General features: G+C 68.9%; 11 protein-coding genes and 1 pseudogene. 2 read left to right on the top strand and 10 right to left on the bottom strand.

Annotated features, from left to right (window positions below):
* Window positions 1-94 precede the first annotated feature (94 nt).
* Window positions 95-349: pseudogene (locus ACGFIO_RS31405) on the bottom strand (Txe/YoeB family addiction module toxin); the annotation flags it as partial.
* Entirely contained in the window at window positions 346-603 is a 258-nt protein-coding gene (locus ACGFIO_RS31400; RefSeq protein ID WP_392831553.1) for a type II toxin-antitoxin system Phd/YefM family antitoxin, read from the bottom strand. The gene ACGFIO_RS31400 and the pseudogene ACGFIO_RS31405, both read right to left, overlap by 4 nt.
* 720 nt (window positions 604-1,323) lie before the next feature.
* On the opposite strand from ACGFIO_RS31400, the gene ACGFIO_RS31395 reads away from it, so the two are divergent.
* Together ACGFIO_RS31395 and ACGFIO_RS31390 are read left to right on the top strand one after the other, a co-directional pair.
* Window positions 1,324-1,872 (top strand): dihydrofolate reductase family protein, encoded by a 549-nt coding sequence (locus ACGFIO_RS31395; RefSeq protein WP_392831551.1) that lies wholly within the window; start codon window positions 1,324-1,326, stop codon window positions 1,870-1,872.
* 7 nt (window positions 1,873-1,879) lie between these two features.
* On the top strand, window positions 1,880-2,563 hold the full coding sequence (locus tag ACGFIO_RS31390; protein WP_392831548.1) for a hypothetical protein: 684 nt from the start codon (window positions 1,880-1,882) through the stop codon (window positions 2,561-2,563).
* An 802-nt stretch (window positions 2,564-3,365) separates the two neighbouring features.
* Here the strand turns inward: ACGFIO_RS31390 and ACGFIO_RS31385 are convergent.
* The 8 genes from ACGFIO_RS31385 to ACGFIO_RS31350 all read right to left on the bottom strand — a co-directional run bounded on the left by ACGFIO_RS31385 (window position 3,366) and on the right by ACGFIO_RS31350 (window position 16,175).
* Window positions 3,366-3,755, bottom strand: coding sequence for a nuclear transport factor 2 family protein (locus ACGFIO_RS31385; protein WP_392831547.1), 390 nt, complete (start codon window positions 3,753-3,755; stop codon window positions 3,366-3,368).
* An 8-nt stretch (window positions 3,756-3,763) separates the two neighbouring features.
* Window positions 3,764-4,123, bottom strand: coding sequence for a putative quinol monooxygenase (locus ACGFIO_RS31380; protein ID WP_392831544.1), 360 nt, complete (start codon window positions 4,121-4,123; stop codon window positions 3,764-3,766).
* 343 nt (window positions 4,124-4,466) lie between these two features.
* Window positions 4,467-5,714 (bottom strand): TIGR02679 family protein, encoded by a 1,248-nt coding sequence (locus ACGFIO_RS31375; protein ID WP_392831542.1) that lies wholly within the window; start codon window positions 5,712-5,714, stop codon window positions 4,467-4,469.
* Complete coding sequence (locus ACGFIO_RS31370) at window positions 5,707-9,717, bottom strand: TIGR02680 family protein (RefSeq protein WP_392831540.1); 4,011 nt, start codon at window positions 9,715-9,717, stop codon at window positions 5,707-5,709. The genes ACGFIO_RS31375 and ACGFIO_RS31370 overlap by 8 nt, the downstream gene beginning before the upstream one ends.
* A 15-nt stretch (window positions 9,718-9,732) precedes the next feature.
* On the bottom strand, window positions 9,733-11,058 hold the full coding sequence (locus ACGFIO_RS31365) for a TIGR02678 family protein (RefSeq protein ID WP_392831537.1): 1,326 nt from the start codon (window positions 11,056-11,058) through the stop codon (window positions 9,733-9,735).
* A complete protein-coding gene (locus ACGFIO_RS31360; protein WP_392831535.1) occupies window positions 11,055-12,605 on the bottom strand; it encodes a TIGR02677 family protein in 1,551 nt (516 codons plus the stop codon). Before ACGFIO_RS31360 ends, ACGFIO_RS31365 begins: the two co-directional genes overlap by 4 nt.
* A gap of 556 nt (window positions 12,606-13,161) precedes the next feature.
* Window positions 13,162-14,604 (bottom strand): hypothetical protein, encoded by a 1,443-nt coding sequence (locus ACGFIO_RS31355; protein ID WP_392831532.1) that lies wholly within the window; start codon window positions 14,602-14,604, stop codon window positions 13,162-13,164.
* Window positions 14,601-16,175: a hypothetical protein gene (locus ACGFIO_RS31350; RefSeq protein ID WP_392831529.1), complete on the bottom strand. Its 1,575-nt coding sequence runs from the start codon at window positions 16,173-16,175 to the stop codon at window positions 14,601-14,603. The genes ACGFIO_RS31355 and ACGFIO_RS31350 overlap by 4 nt, the downstream gene beginning before the upstream one ends.
* Between the last annotated feature and the right edge of the window lie 77 nt (window positions 16,176-16,252).

Genomic DNA, 16,252 nt, shown 5'->3' with positions numbered 1-16,252 from the left:
GCGCTGCTGCCCACGCCGCGCCACCGCCATCGTGCAGGCCATCCTGGCCCTGCACCACATCGAGAACCCGATCCACGGCAGTTGAAAAGCGCTCATAGTTGTATCGGCAGGAGATGATGGTGATCTCGCTGGTTTCGACGGCGTACACCAAGCGGTGTTCGTCGTCGACGCGGCGGGACCGGAGTCCGGCGAGGTTGTTTCGGAGGATCTCCGGTTTGCCGATGCCTGGTCCGTCGGGATCGCGTTTGATGTCGGCGATCAGTGTGTCGATGCGTTTGAGGGTCTTGCGGTCCTGGGTCTGCCAGTAGAGGTAGTCGTCCCAGGCGTGGTCGGTCCAGCTGAGCTTCACTCCTCGGGGCCGAAATCGCGCTCGGTGGCTCGGCCGGATCGCCACTGCTCGACGCTCTCGACGAGGCGCTTGGCGTTGGCGGGGGACCGGAGCAAGTAGTTCGTTTCCACGATCGCGTCCCAGTCCTCCTTACTCACCAGGACAGCGTTACCGCGCTTGGAGACGATCTCGATCGGGGTGTGGTCCTCGTTGACCCGCTCGATGAGCGGGAACAGAGATTTGCGCGCCTCGCTGGCACTGATCGCTGACGTCACGACGCCTCCCGTTGTTGTACCGGATACGGACCACTTCGACAATGAAAGCGCGGCCCGTTGCAGGCGCCACCGACGGCACCGAGCGTTAGCGGATGATGCGTGAGCTGGTAAAACGTCCCGAAAGCGGGTTGCCGGTGAGAGTGACCTGGCGGTTCGCATGGTGCAACGTCCGGTCCACGATGCCTGCTCCGGGGGCGACCCCCGGACCTCACGGTGGGGCGCGCCGCGCGCGCATGTCGCGCCGCGCGTCGGCTGAGGTCCGATGGCTATCGGCTCTCGCGCTTCGGGTCTTTGTCGGTCAGCGTATCGCTCACGCCATCGAAATGTCCGGCCCTGGTCCTCGGAACTTGTTGCTTGACGCGCGCGGAAACCGCTCGCCCGCGGGGCGGTCCGGCCCGGGTCCGTCGCCCTGTCCTCATCCTAAAGTCGGAGATGCAGGACCCGTCTCACGTCGGATGTACCCGACCCCGCACATTTCTACGGTTGAGACATGACTTCTCCGCCGCGGCGCAAGGCGAGCCGCTTGATTCGTTGCCGCTTCCGCCGGTTGGTGAGCCCGGAGATCGGAAGGATAAGCGATTCCTGCCATGGCATGACGCACCCTCGTTGCCGGACAACCTCGATGGCCACCCCAGCAGACTGGCGGCTGCAAGCTCGGGCAGCGCCTGACCCTCCACACGGCGCTGAGACATACTCGTCAATCGCGAACGGAGGAACGTGATGCGCAATGTGGTGCTGTACGAATTGATCTCCCTCGACGGTGTAGCGGAAGAACCCGGAGAGAGCGATTGGTTCGTTGACGCGGACGAGCGACTCATGGGCAATCTCGCTCAGGTGATCGCACGCCAGGACACCGTGTTGTTGGGCCGGCGAACATATGAGAAGTGGGCCCCACACTGGCCCGGCTCCACGATGCAGCCGTTCGCCGACTTCATCAACAACACCCCGAAGATTCTGTTCTCGTCGGCTGCTCCCCGCCACCTTTGGTCGGCGACCACCCATGTCACCGGTCCCGCAGCCGCGTACGTCGCCGACTTGAAGCGTCAGAGCGGTGGCGACATCGGCATCCACGGCAGCTTGGCCTTGGCCGGATCCCTGTTGCGCGAACACCTCGTCGACGAAATGCGCCTCGTCGTTTCACCGGGCCTGGCCGGCGGTGGCCATCGGCTGTTCGAAGACATCGGTGGTTCACAGCTCTTCGAGCTCGTCAATGCCGACCGCTCAGGCGGTTGCCTCCTGCTCAACTACCGCAGACGCACCCGGGGTTGAAGTAACCATGACCGAGGCGACCATCAGGAAACGCACCGGCCTTTTCGGCCTCATCTCCAGCCTGCTCATCATCGCCCAGGTTCCGCTCTATTTCGTGTACGAGACACCGCCCGACTGGAACATCATCACCCGAAGCCTCATCGGCGCCACCGGTTGCACCCTGTTCATCGTCTACTTCACCGGACTCCGTCAGCTCATCGCCAGGGTCGATCCGGCCTACGACTGGCCGGCCACCGTTACGCATATGGCCGGGCTGTTGTGGGTGGCCGTGGTCTTCGTGCCGCAATCCATGGAAGTCGGCGCCGCGATCTCGGTCGACCACGACATCGACACCACCAAGGAAGGGCCGTTCGCCGCAGCGCAGTACCTGCTGCAGGGCGCCGTTTCCCGGCTGCTGATGGGCCTGTTCCTGATCGCCTTCGGCATCTGCGTGACTCGGCTGCGCTTGTTGCCCAAGTGGGTGGGCCGCTCGGCATATGTGCTCGCCGCCGTCAACCTGGCCTTCGTGCCGGCAGTGTATTTCGGTGACGATCCGGCGGACTTCTACAGCGCCCAGGGCTGGGGGACCACGGCCAGCATGGGTGCGGTGTGGAGCATCTGGACGCTCGCAGTGAGCGTCAGCATGCTGCGCAGCGCCCGTCGTGCCGGTCCCGGGGCAGCATCGACGCAGGCCGCAGCGCAGGCAGGCTGAATCGCGGCCGACTCAGCGGCTCGACGGATCGTGTCGTCGCCGACATAGCGCAGATGGCGATGAGGATGGCGTTGTCGAGGTCCAGGCAACGGTGACTGTGTGTGGATCCGGCGACAGGTCGCGTGGCGGCGGGATGCAACGGTAATCCAACGGGGTGCGCGGAGTCTGACGTGCTACGTCAACTCGGTGTTGATCCACAGTCGGTACAATTTACCGAAGCGATTAGGCCCCGGGCCGGAAGGCAAGTCCCAATTTGCCACCGTTGCCAGGAAACCTACGATCCATCGCAGTTTCCATCGGGCACTCTAGTGAAGCCTGGTGGAGCGTGGAGAATAGAGGTCGTGCCGTGAATTTGGTGACGCGCACTTTAGTTGAAGCGGCCAACTGGCCGTCACTAAGGACCGAGTCGGGAAATGGCTGGGCTGCCCCGCGCGCTTGAGGATTTGTCGATGGCCACAACCAAGGACGCGGCCGGGTCGTACGTTCAGTTCTACGCAGCGTTTGGGTGATCATGGCCCTGACCAGTTGCTTTTATCTGGTCAGGGCCACTTCGGGGTCCGTGGTGGACGCGAATATGACCAGTGTGTGATCTAGAGACATTGGCACCTTGTCGCGCGCCGTCATGCTGCGATGCCCGTGGCCTCTGGATGGACCGTCCGCCTCTGTCCACTCATCCTGCCTTGCGGGTCCCATCGCACGTCGAGACCCAAGCCGCTGACCGGTTCTCCCCTCGCCGTCTCATGCGAGCCGGACCGGCTTCACCCCTCAGGCCGGCTCACGATCGTCCAGCCTGGTGCGGCGTTCACTGGGCTCTGATCGGCTCCCAGTAGAACACGCGGAGGTCGACGATCAGGCCGTCGCGGAAGGTGTACCACTCGACGACGTCGATGGACACGGGTTCCGCGTCCGGGTCGGCTTTGAAGTTGCCGAGGAAGCGGACCACGACGCTGTCTTCCTCGCCGAAGATGCCGCGGATCTTGATGGGCTCCGGGCCCAGATACGTGCTGAGCTTGGAGAACATTTCGATCATCTCGTCCCGCCCGTGGAATTCGCCGCCCCACGGGGTGATCGGGGTTTCGTGGATGTCGACGTCGGGGTCGAAGAGGTCGAGCAGCAGGCGGAACGACTCTTCGACGGCACCGGCGGCGGCCTTCTCGTACACGTCGGTGATCTTGCTCTTGTTGTCGCTCATTATCGCCGTCACCTCCCGGTCGTGTACGTCATCGGGGACTCGTCGACGATGCCGAACTGGCGTACCTCGTTGCGCATGAGCGGCAGCCACTTGGCGTAGAGCTTCGAGACCTCGGGCGTGGCCAGATGCTCGTCGAGCGCCTCCTGGGACTCCCACTGCTCGATCGCCGTGAGCGAGCCGATCTCCGGGTCCTCCAGGCTGAAGGCGATGAGCAGGTTTCCCGGGTTCGCCTCGGCGATCGGGTAGGTCGCCTGGATCTCGTCGAGAAACTCCTCCGCGAGCTTCGGAGGGACGAATACGCGTCCGGCGAGGATGATTTTCGTCCGTCCATTGTGGGCCTCGGCCGAGTACGTCAGTGGCGAAGTCATCGATCTTCCTTCCCGTCGTCCGCAGGGCCGGCTTGGCTCTGCTACGGGGGAAAGGTAGGACCTGACATCAGTGTGAGGTTCCACCGAAACGGCGGGCGACGGTACGACAGGGAAGAAGGTCTTGCCCTACGCACGCGGCCAGGTGGTGCGAGATGAACAGTTCCTCGGCGAATCGACGCTGACTGGGCGCGTCGGCTTCCGCTGACGCGCCCAGTCACGAGATGCCGCTTGTTACGCCGTGGCCCGCCGGCGGAGCATCACGACGACATCCATTCTCCGATCTGATCAGTTCTCGGCGTCAGGAGCAACGCGGCGAGAGAGGTCCGCCCAAAGTCGATGAAAGTCAAGCCTGAGGGGTCACCGCGCCGTGGTCGAGCCGGACTGCGGGCGTCCGTGAGTCTCGGTCAGATGTCTCGCTGCCGTGCGCGAGATCGGCCAGGAGCGTGCCGATGAAGCGTTCTTCCATCACCGACCGGCCGGCGCCGGTCATCGCCTCCGCAAGTGACGGGTCCCACGGAGTGGCCGTGGCTGGGCCGTTCAGGGGAAGCCCCGTCCGGTCGGCGGTCCGGTAGTCGGCGGCGGACATGCGCCACGCTACGGCGCCGGGGTAGCGGGCCAGCGCGGCGGAGGTCAGTCGTACGCCGGTCCAGTCGAAGTCGTTGCGCCATCGGATCACGGAATCCGGAGGCCGGAAGCCCAGAAGGGTGTGAACCGCAGCCGACGGCACTCCCTCGGTGCAGATGAGTGGTGCGGTGACGCGGCCGGCGGCGGCTCGCAGAACGGCCGGGTTCTCACACACGAAGATCTCCGGGACCGGCAGCGATAGTGGCGCGAGCCGCAATTGGTGCAGGGTGATGCGGAACGGCAGGTGAGCATCCGCGGCAGCGGACAGCCATTCGCCGAGCAGGCCGCCCACGGCCGGCAGGTTCAGAACCAGCACCTGGCTGGCGAGGTCGTCGGGCACCACGCCGGCCAGTTCCCACAACGCCCGTTCCTGTTCGGCAGCCTCGGGGGCTCCGGTTTCGTGCCAGGCCGCCAGCGCCCGCAGGATCAACCCGCGGATCGGGCCGTCGGCCAGTGCCTTGGTATCGCCGAGGACTCGTTCGGCGAACACCGGCATCGGCTCGTCGGCGGCCGGAAGCGCGTTCAGCACCGCCAGGACCCGCGTGAACGGCAGCCCGCCTCTGGTTATCCGGGTGAGGGTTCCATCTCGGCGCAGGTTCCCGAGCCAGTCGTCGAACCAGGGCTCGCCGGCGTGACGGCTCGTCGCAGCCAGCGCGAGCACCGACTCCCGGGCCTCGGCGAGGACCGCGCGTTCACCGGGGCGGTCGCGGAACGAGCCCATTACGGCCAGCAGGCCGGTGTTGTGAGCATCTCGCAGGAAGGCGTCGATCTCGCTCAGGCGAACGGTGACCCGGCCGACGCCGGCGGGCCGGTGCACCCCGGTCACGCCGATGACGACGTGCCGTTCCGCCTCGTCCGGCGTGGACAGCGAGACAGATCCGGCAAGGCTGCCGCCGGTGCGTTCCAAGCTTCGCCGGGCTGCTGCCAACAGCCGTCGCCAGCCCGGATCGGCGGTGAGATCAGGCATGCGACGCGGCAGTACGGGTGGACGGCGAGCCGAGCGCCGCGGCGAGGGTCCCGTCGAAATCGGCCACGTTCACGGTACCGTCCCAGACGAGCAGGACCGTCGACACGGCGTGCTCGACCGCGGAATGTGACAGGTCGTAGTGTGCGCACCCGGTCACCGCCGGATGGGTGGCCCACAGGTCGTACCCGGTCATGAACAGATCCAGATCGAACTGTTTGGCCAGGGACATCAGCTCGCCGCGTCCGTTGTCGTCGACGCCGGCGAACGCCTCGTCGAGCCCGAGCAGACGGGGCGCGTCCGGGCGCGCCGAGCCGAACAAGGCGTTGGCCGCCGCGAACAGCGGCAGGTGCAGCGACACCGACTGCTCACCACCGGAGAGCTGGCTGTGCCGTGCCCTGGTGAGCGGCTCGCTGACCCCGCCGGGGCGATGCAGGGTGAATGCGAAGACTCGCCACTGCCGATAGTCGAGCACCTCAGCCAGCAATTCCCGGTACGGCTTCTCCGGGGCCTGCGCACGGGCCGACTTGATCCGGGCCGCGAAGTGGCGGCGCAAGGTGGTCAGCTGGCCCGGCCCGAGTCGGGCCGGATCGCGTTCCAGCAGTTTGCACACCTCACGCTGCTCCGGGTCGAGGTCGTCGGAGAGCCGCCAGCCCACGCCGACGGTCAGGCCGGACGACATCCGCCGGGCCCGCATCTGCTGGTCCATCGCGTCGACCAGGTCGCGGGCCTCGATCGTACGGCGGTGGATCTGCCCGGCCAACTGGCCGAGCAGCGCGTCCTCGAAGACCCGCTGCTCAGCGTCGGTGAGCAGTTGTTCCTGGTCACGACGTTCCTCGGCGATCCGTTGGGCGAAATGCGCGACCGGTGTCAGTCCCTGCTCGTCGGCGACCCGCACGACGATGACGCCCTCGTCGGTGTCCCATTCCGGTCGGTGGTCGAGCCCGGCGGCCGGAAGCTGAGCCTGCAGATCGGTGAGGGCGCTGCTCAGCCGGGTCGCGCTCTGCTTCAGTGAGGTCTCGGTCGGGCTCAGCTCGCGGGTGGCGGTCAAGATCGCCTCGTGCAGTGCCATGACCGCCGGATCGAGATCGTTTTCCGCGGTGTCGGCGGCCGGCCACCGCAGGTGCGGCGGGCAGCGCATCAGACCCAGAAGATCACTTTGGGCGTACGGCCGGAGCCGCACCGCCTCCCGCCGCGCCTCGACGATCGCCTCGGCCATGGACTGCTCCCCGACCTCGACTCGCGCCACCGCGCCGGCCCGGCTCTGCAACGCCGCACTGTGAGCGGCCCGGGCTTGCTCCAGAGCCTGCTCCGCGCCGGCGACCGCGTCCTCGGTCTCGGCTACCTCGGCCAGCACCCGGGTCGCGTCGGCCCCGATGGCCGCCGACAGGGTGCGCAGTTCCTGGTCCTTTTCGGTGTGTCGAGCGTGCGCTGCCCGCGCGGCCTGATCCGTCGCCGCACACCGTTCCTCCGCCTCGGCATGCCGCTCGGCGGCCTCCCCGGCGATCAGGTCGGCGCCGTCCACACTGTCATGGGCGTGCCGGAGCTCCACTCCGAGCCGGTCGAACCGGTCCAGCGCCACAGCGGTTGAGTCGAGTCGGTCCACCCGCAACGACCGGTCCGCGCCGGCCCGGCGCAGTGCGGTGTCGGCGGCGGCCTGGCCGGCCACGGCCGCGTCAAGCCGGCCCGCAGCGTCGAGAGCCGCCTCACGGCGTACCCGCAGAAGGGCCGCGGCCCGGTCCAAATCACGTTCGGCCTGGGTGATCGCGGTGCGCGGCGGCAGCGCCGCGCCCGCCCGCTCCACTGCGCCCAGCATCTCCCGCCGGGACCCGCGGGCGGCCTCGGCCTCGTCGATGTCGCGTTCCAAGGCGGCGATCCGGCGGTTGCAGCCGGCGATCCGGGCGGCCCGGCGTGCCGCGCGGGCGGTCGCCCCGATGTACTCACAGCGGTCCTTGGCGAAGCGGCCGACGCCGGAGCCCTGGGCCCATCGGCCGTCGCCGGTCACTCCGGAAGGACCGGTGATGTCGCCGAGCGCGATGCCGCGGAGCACGGCGGTGATCCGTTCGGCCGGCACGAGTTCCTGATCCTCGGGTACGAGCACGTCGGCCAGCGTCTCGCCGCCGGTCCGCACGCCGGCCCGTAGGTAGGCGTCCTGTTCGCCGTCGTCGTCGGCGGACGGGTGCACCCAGGCGTCCAGCAGACCGGCCGCGTGCAGGGCGGCCTCGATGCCGGCCGCCTTCGTCTCCGGTGTTCCGTCGGCGAACCGGACGAGACGCCACAACGGCGCGCCGGCCCGGTTTTCCCGTACGGCCGGGCGGGTCGGTGACAGCGGCGGCGAGTCGTCGTGCTCGGCCGCGATCAGCGCCCGCTCCTCCACCACCGTCCGGCGTTCGGTGGCGAGCCGGTCGGATCGGGAGCCGAGTGCGGCCAACTCGTCCCGGATCGCGCCGACCGGGGCGACCATCCGGTCGTGGTAGAGATCCCGCAGGGAGGGGCTGGTCACCGCCTCGGCGAGAGTGTCCGGCAGATCGGAGACGTTCAGGGTGGCGAGCAGTCCGGCGTGCGCGGTTCCCCAGACTCGTACCGCCTCGGCGGTGTGCTCCCGGGCCACATCGAGGGCAGCGCCGGTCTGTTCCTCCGCCGCGGAGGCGTCCTCCGAGGCGGCGCGGGCCGCACGGTCGGCATCCGCGGCCCGCACATGTTCACGTTCCGCCTCGGCCGCGCGGTCCGCCAACTCCCGGATCGCCCGCACGTCGGCACGGCGCGCCGCTGACCGGGATGCCAGCCGTGTCGCCAGCCCGTCGGCGTCCGCATCCCCGGCCTGCCATTCGACGCCGCCGGCGGTCGCTTCCGAGGCCAATTCGGCCGTCACCCGGCCGACCTTGGCGCGTGCCTCGTGCAGCGCCGCGGCAGACCGCTCGGACTCCGCCCGCCGTCGGCCGGCGGTGTCGCGCTCCGCCTCGACCTGCCGGTCGGCGCGGCGGGCGGCGTCCGCCAGGTCGTGCACATGCCGTTCCAGGTCGGCCAGTTGTTCGTGCGACCGGTAGGCGGCGGAGTTCTTCAAGCGGTCCAGATGCGCCCGCAGCCGGCCGGGCTCACCTTCGATCGCACGTAGCCACTGCTCCGCCTCCGCCGCCCGCTGATGTGCCGCCTCGGCCTCGTCACGGGCCGCGGTCAGCGCTTCCCGGCGTACGCCCACGTTGTTCCCGCGTGCGGTGAGCGCATCGGCCGCCGCTCTCGCGTGAGTCCGCAGGTAGGTGGCGTAGACGGCCAGGAAGGCCGCGGTCGCGGCATCAGCCGCGACCAGACCCTCGAGGGTACGGGCGACCGCTTCCATGTCGTCGAACGAGCGCGCCGCCTCCACCAGCAGGTGGTCTTCCACCGGCCGCAGGCCCCGCTGCAGGGTGCGGGACAGCTCCACCGGGTTGAGGTCTTTCGCCAGTTGCGGCTTGCGCAGGGTCAGGACCAGATCGAGGAGTTGCTCGTAGCGTGCCGGGCCCAGCCCGAAGAGTCTCGCGTCGACCAGATGCCGGTATTCCTCGGCCGAGTCGCGCACCGCCTCCGCGCCGAGCCGGTCGATCAGGTCCCGCCGTGACACTGGCCGATCGTCGGCGTCCAGCAGCGACAGGTCCACCCCGACCCGGCCGTCGGCGACGAAGTGCCAGCGAGTCACCCGGTCGTTGTGCCGGTGGGCCCGCAGCCCGATCCCGATCGTCGCGAACCGGTCACCGTCGGAGAATTCCAGCCAGACGTACGCGTATGCCGTTTCCTGCCCACGGTAGAGCAGGTTCGACTTCATCGTCCGGTCCTCGCCGGCGAACGGATTCAGCCGGCGCGGTTCGATCCGCCCGTCCAGGACGAACGGGAACAACACCTCCAGGGCCTTCGTCTTGCCGGAGCCGTTCGGGCCACGCAGCACGAGCCACCCGTCGACGAACAGGAACTCCTCGTCCCGGTAGTCCCACAGGTTGATGATGCCGGCGCGCGTGGGGGCGAATCGAGCCAAGGCGGATTCCTCGAGCTAGTAGAGGGTGCGTTGTCTGACCTGGGCCACGGTGCTGCGATAGCGTCCGAGCAATGGGCGGCCCAGCACACCGCCGGGTACGGGTAGCACCGCCCCGAACCGGGTGAGCAGCTCGATCGCCTCGGTGCGCAGCCGATCGGGATCGGCGTGCCAGGCGGCGCCGAAGGCCGGCCCGTACCGGTGCAGGATCTCCGCCGTCGCCTCCCGCAGGAAGCTGTCGGTGATCAGCGGCAGTCGCCGCTCGGCGTCCTCCACCTTCGCCGGCACGTCCGCTGTCGTCTCATGGGTGTCGAGGCCGAGCGGGACGCCCGCCGGCAACCCGGCGTCGACCTGGCCGATCAACTTCTCCTGGGCCTCCGCCGGATCCGGCACCGGAATGCGGCGCGTCCTGCGGCCGTCCGGGTCGGTCACCCGTTCCGCGATCGCCACCGCAAGCAGCAGTGCCGCCTGCGCCACCGAGCCGGTCCCCGGGAACCGCTCCGCCGACCAGCCGGCCGTATCGACCAGCAGTACACCCTCGTTCCGCCGTTCCAGGCGCAACCCGGTGAGCCGGTACAGGTCGGCGGACAAGGCCTGCCCGCGCAGATGGTGGCCGACCTCTGAGGAGACGTCGTCGTAGTAGACGACCGGCCGCTCCAGCGTCGCGCGCCGGGCGGCCTGTGCCGTGGCCCGCCGCTCGGCGTTGCCGCTACCGCTCAGCGAGCGGTCCAGCAGGTCGGTCGCCGAGTCGATGTGCTGCAGCACCCGGGGCGGCCGGAACAGCGCCAGCACGGCGTCGCGGGCGACGTCGTACAGCGCCTCGCCCGCGTCGGGATCGCTTGCCCACGCCGAACTGGAGCCGTCGGCCAGCCGCAGCACACCCCGCTCCTCCAACCAGCCGACCGCGTCGACGAACGCCCGCCGGTCCGCACCGGAATCCGGGTCCAGCCCGAGACCGGTGACCCGGCCGGCGTCGGCGGCGACCGCCCCGGCCAGCTCGCTCAGCGTGATCTGAATGCCGGCGCGGCCCAGCGCCGCCAGGCACAGCGACAGGTAGGCGTAGCGTTGCCGGTCGAACGGGCGGCCGGTCCGTGAGGTTGCCGGCCGGTCGGTCGCCAGCTGGTCGGCGGTGCGAACCAGCCGCGCGGTGCCGCCGTGCAACTCCAGCCGGTAACCGAACGCCTCGGACAGGTCGCCGCGCAGCTCGGCGGCGAACCGGCGGATCCGCGGCAGTGCCTTCTCGTCCGGCCAGGTCGCGGTGATCAGCGGATGCCGCAGCAGGAGCCGCACCGCGCGCTGGTAATCGGCGAGCTCCAGATCGGAGACCTCGGCAGCGAACCTCATGTGGCCGCCGGTTCGGTTCGGCGCGCCGCGGTGTGCGCAGCCGCGGTCACGGACAGCTCGAAGCCGTCGATGTGCAGCCGGCCCGACTGGGTGGGCACCGTCGTGAAACGGCCGGGGCAGGGGGTCAGCGTCAGCCGTACCCCAAACGCAGCGGCCGCGAGAGGGGCCTCCCGACGGCCCGCCTGCCGCGTCGCCAAGGCGATGTCGAGAAGTCGGCGCAGCGCGCCGGCTTGCGCGTCGGTGAGGGTCTCGGCGTCGATCAGGCTGGTGGCCGCGTCCGCCTGTCGGCGCTCCTCGGCGACCTGCCGTTCCCGCATCGCCCGGCGGGACGACTCCGATCGTTCGATCCGGGCGATCCGGCCGTTGCCCTGCCCCGGCATTCGGCCGCTCTGCACCAGCGTGCGGGACAACTCCACCGCCGGCGCCTCCCACCAGGACAATCGTCCCGGGATCGCAGCCGGATCAGGGTACGCCACCCCGACGTGCCGAGGCGCACCCAACCCGAACACCACGTCGAAGATGGCGTGCGCCGCCTCCTCGGAGCCGGCGCCGGTGAACCAGGCCGCCAGATGCCGCAACTGCGACTCCCGGCTCACCCCACCCCGGCGCGCCTCGGTGACACGCCGCAGCAGAGCGAGCACGTCCCCGATCGCCGCCACCGTCGCGCCGGAGAGCCGGTCGGCCTCACTGGGCTGGTCGGTCTCCGGCGCCAGCCACGAGCGCAGTCCGCGCCAGCGGCGGCGCCAGTCCTCGATCCGTTCGGCCGGCGTGGCGAAGAGCCGCTCGTCGGCCTCGGCCGCTGCCTCGATCATTCGTTCCAGGCCGGTCGCCTCGGCCTCGTGCACGGCTTCACGCAGGCGCGGCGTGTACCGCTGCAACTCGTCGTGGAAGTCCCGCAGGTGAACGAGCAGGGCATCCTTGTGGGTGAGGAAGACCTCCGGGCGTACGTCATGGGTCCGGCTCAGATCGCCGAGCATGTGATAAAAGCGGGCGGCGCGTTCCGCGACGTCGGCCAATGCCCGGTCCAGACGGTTGAGCTTGCGGTAGACCTCGTCGGCGTCACCGTTCTGGTTCGCCGCGGCGAGGGCCTCGAGGTCGGCGAGCAGGTCGGCGAAGACCAGCCGCGACAGTGTGCTGTCCTCCAACCCGGCGGCGAGGACGGACTCGACCGCACGGTGGGCGCGGTAACCGGCTTCGGTGAACTGGTAGACCGAATGCCGCTTACGGTACTCGGCGAGGCTGGCGGCCCGGGCGCCGTCCTGGCCGCGGTCCAGCACGCCCCAGTCGACGAGGGCGTCCAGCAGCCGGGGCAGATCGAGCCCGGCCGGATCGGGGCAGTCGCGGTGGCTCTCGGCCAGACCGGCCAGTGTCGCCTGAACGTCCGAGGTGTGCAGGACGACGTGATAACTGGAACGGGCGGCGTCGAAGGCGCGGAGGAGCCACAGGTAGGTGAGCCGGTTGTCGGCATTGACGTAACTGAAAAGCCGGAGGCGATCGTCGACCCCGAAATCGTCGAGTCCGAACGACCCCGTGCGTGATCCCGGCACCCGGCCACCATACCGTCAGCGGCCCGCCCGCTCTCGGACACGGTGTGCGAGCAGTCGCTTGCACGGTGAGTCCGCTCGGCCGGCGTCCGGTGCACGCGATTGGCGCCGACCGAGGATTAGGCTTCCGTCATGCTGGAGGGGCGTTGGACGACAGTGTTGTGGGGCGGTGCCCGGCCTCGAACGGGCGATCGAGTTGTGGCGCGACGGCCCTCGCCGACCTGCGCGGCGCACCGGCCGAGCACCTGCGGCCGAGTCCGCGAACGAGGACGCCGAGAATCTGTGCATCACCATTTGGGCTGTGCCTATTTGAACCTCGGCGAGACCGGCCGCGCGATCGCCCTGTTCCGCGCGGCGCGGGAGGCGTTCCAACGGCTGGGATGCGCCTTCGCCGAGGCTGCGACCCTGCACCGGATGGGCGATGCGTTGCGGATTGCGGAAAGAAGGGCGGTCCGGGCCCGCGCTGAATGCGTACCGGCAATCACTCGAGATCGGGGAGAAGCTCGGATCGGAGCGGGCGCGGGTCGCCCGCGCGGACGACCGGGGGATCAACGCCGCCTCAGCTCACCGAGAAGAGGCCACGATCGAAGCGGAACCGTTGATAGAGGCCGGTCTGCCCCGCGGCGGCGCCCCGCATTCGCAGGGCCGAGCTGATCAGCGCGTGGTCGAGCATGTAGAGCCGGCTGCTCGGCTGCGCCGGCAGCTGGCCGATGACCCAGGCCATCGGGGTGCTGCCGCCGTAACGGGGGTGCGGGGCGAAGAGCCGGTCGGTCGCGCCGAGCTCGCTCAACGCGGTTATGGCATAGGCGAATGGGTACGGTCGATTGATCCGGTCCGTGTCGGTCCGGTCCAGGCTGGGAAAGGAATCCACCAAGCGGTCCACCATGCTCTCGGTGATCAGCTCGCGCTGGCCGGTGAACAGGGCCGTCATGATCAGGTACGGGTAGGCGATGCCGTGCAGGAAGTAGTTCTCACCGGGGTCGATGTCACGCCATTGGCCGACGAGGGCGGTAACGAAAGCGCGGACGTCCGGGATCTCGTCGCGCAGGCGGCCCAGGTTGTGCAGAGCGACGAGGTAATAGAGGCCCATGTGCGTACGCTCGACCGGGGTGATCTGTCCCCACAATGCCCGTAGCTCGGCGAGGCGGTCGTGCCGGTGGGTCAGATGGGCTCCGATGCCACTCATGGCGACGGTGTTCAGCATCGTCAACAGGGGATAGATCTTGCCGAAGGCCGGCGACATGGGCTGCGGGAATGCCGGTGGCAGGTTCAGTTCGTCCGCGCGGTCCAGGTGGTCGAGGGTCTCCGCGATCCAGTCACGGCCGCCGGCCTTGACCAATTCGCCGTACCCGAGCAGATAAGCCACGGACAGCAGCATCGATCCGCCCCGGCCGCGGAAGAACGGCGCCGGCACGCTGTCCAGAAGATGCAGGGCCTCGCTGACGTAGTTGCGTCCTTCCGTCAGCCGGCCGGCGAGGTCCCACTGCCCGTGGGCGAGGAAGGCGGCCGTGTACGCGGACAGCCTCTCGTAGTCGCCGTGCCGCCCGCTGTTCTCGTCCTCGATCCGGTCCGGTTCGATCTCGTCGACGCCGGCCAGGACCTCGGCGGGCAGATCGCGGCCGCCGCCGATGATCAGGCGCCGCGGTACCTCCAGTTTGGCCAGGGCATCGAGCAGGATGGCGCCACCCGTGACGCGGTAGTAGGGGTTTCGCACCGTGCGTAGCTCGGCGAGGACCGCGTCGAGATCGGCCTCGAGCCGCGGGAACGGGAGGCGGCCGCCGGCTTCGGTGACGTTCAGGATGAGGTTGGTCGTACGCCGCGCGAAGCTGGTGTAGGCGTCACCGGGAACACGCGCGGCCAGTTGGTCGACGGTCTCGCGGAGCCGGGCGGCGAGCACCGGGTCGTGGTCGATCGGGTACTGGCCCAGGCCGATGCCGCGGACGATGCGGCTCCACGGCGTCGCGATCATGCGGGACTCCACGGTCAGGCCGGGGCGGATCATCGCGATGTCCTTCCGTCGTTGTGCCATGGCAGTGGCGGCACGGGCAGGCCGAGGAACGTCGTGCGGGTGCCTTCGAGCATCTGCAGGGCCCAGTTGAGCCACTTGATCCCCATGCAGTAGATGGCCACCGGCCGGCGCTGGGTCTGGAAGGTGTCGATCAGCGTCCCGTCCAGTTCGGCCTGGAAGTGGAACGGCGGCATGGCCGTGAAGTGGGTGCCCATCATGAACACGAATCGGATCAGCCAGTACGGATCCTGGTCGAGGAACGGCGGATGCGGCCGGTCCAGCCCGTACGCCCGCGTCATCACGCCGGCGAAGTGGTCCTCCATCCCGTCGGGCCGGGCCTGGTCGACGGGCTCGTCGGCCTCGGTGACGTCCCGGATCCGGTAGGCGCGCTGGTACGGATTGCCGTCGCGGAAGATGATGCTGACGTCGGGTGTGCGGCCGCCGCCCGTCCGTACCCGCAGGTCGAACTGCTCGTAGTGGATCTCGTCGTAGTGGCCGATCGAGTTGTGCCAGGGCTTGTTGTCGTACATGGGATCGTCGCGGGTCTGTTTGCCCTCGCCCTGGTATCCGATCGCTCGAGGATCGAGGAACTTGATGCCCACGCTGTGCGCGGTGATGGCTTCCAGCGCCTGCGTCACCTCGTCGGCGGGGGCGCCGGCTTCGATGAGTCGTTGGGCCCGCAGCAGAGGTCCGGTGTCGGCGACCTTGATGTTCTCCGTGTTGGTGTCGCCCATCACCAGCGAGTGATACCGGGGTTCCAGGATCCGCCGGTAGTCGGCGCGGGCGCGGAAGGCGCGAAGCAGCGGTCCGGCGTTGCGGTACGGACGCCCGTCGATGACGATCTCCTCGGTGTCGAGCAGATCCCCGTTGAAGGTGGCCGGGGCGGTCCGGCGGCACAGATTCAGCCGCTCCTCGATCTTGGCGAAGTAGGACGTCTCCAGGGTGTCGCCGGGCGCGGGGAGGCGGTGGACCGTGTGGATGTTCTCGTGCAGCGTCCGGATGATCACCTCGTAGAGCCGGGCGGTCACCGCGGCCGGCGGCGAGTTCCGCTCGATGAACCGGCTGACCTCCTCGCCGTCCACATAGCTCATCTCGTAGATCACTTCGCGATGGGTGCCGTCCGTGGACGGGATCCGGCGTTCCTCGACGTCGTACACCAGAGGGAAGTTGTGCCGCACCGGCTCGGGCAGGCCCTGCAGAAACTCCGCCTGTTTGCGGGCCTTGGCGAACGGCGGCAACATGACGCCGGTACCGGCCGGATCCCAGCGTGCGGTGGTCAGGGCCTCGCTGAGAATCTTGCGTACCGTGATGGCGTCGTGGCCGTCCTTGCGGATGAAGATCGTCATGGATTCGCTGCCGCCCTGGCCGAAGCCGACGATCCGTTCGCGTGCGTGTACGTACGCGTTGACCGTGCTGCTCAGCAGCCGGCGGCCCTGCGCCTGCCGCAACACGTTCTCGTGCTCCTCGGTGAGGATCAGCGTCGAGCGTTCCTCGAAATCGTCGAGGGCGGGATTGACGCGTTTGCGCCAGATGCCGGCCGGGTCCCGTACTGAAATGATCTTCACTTGGTGTGGGCCCGCATGCGTCGTCCCGGGCTCCAGGGCGGACCCGAGCGAGACGACCTGGCACTTGCCGTTGAGGT

It is taken from the genome of Actinoplanes sp. NPDC049265, from assembly GCF_043197135.1.
GTDB lineage: Bacteria > Actinomycetota > Actinomycetes > Mycobacteriales > Micromonosporaceae > Actinoplanes.
Note: the sequence above shows the minus strand (reverse complement) of the source record. Positions and strands in the feature narration are given on the sequence as shown.

Coding starts and splice junctions, on each gene's coding strand:
- ACGFIO_RS31395 (WP_392831551.1), top strand. CDS start 1,324: ATGCGCAATGTGGTGCTGTACGAATTGATCTCCCTCGACGGTGTAGCG.
- ACGFIO_RS31380 (WP_392831544.1), bottom strand. CDS start 4,123: ATGACTTCGCCACTGACGTACTCGGCCGAGGCCCACAATGGACGGACG.
- ACGFIO_RS31390 (WP_392831548.1), top strand. CDS start 1,880: ATGACCGAGGCGACCATCAGGAAACGCACCGGCCTTTTCGGCCTCATC.
- ACGFIO_RS31375 (WP_392831542.1), bottom strand. CDS start 5,714: ATGCCTGATCTCACCGCCGATCCGGGCTGGCGACGGCTGTTGGCAGCA.
- ACGFIO_RS31385 (WP_392831547.1), bottom strand. CDS start 3,755: ATGAGCGACAACAAGAGCAAGATCACCGACGTGTACGAGAAGGCCGCC.
- ACGFIO_RS31365 (WP_392831537.1), bottom strand. CDS start 11,058: ATGAGGTTCGCTGCCGAGGTCTCCGATCTGGAGCTCGCCGATTACCAG.
- ACGFIO_RS31355 (WP_392831532.1), bottom strand. CDS start 14,604: ATGATCCGCCCCGGCCTGACCGTGGAGTCCCGCATGATCGCGACGCCG.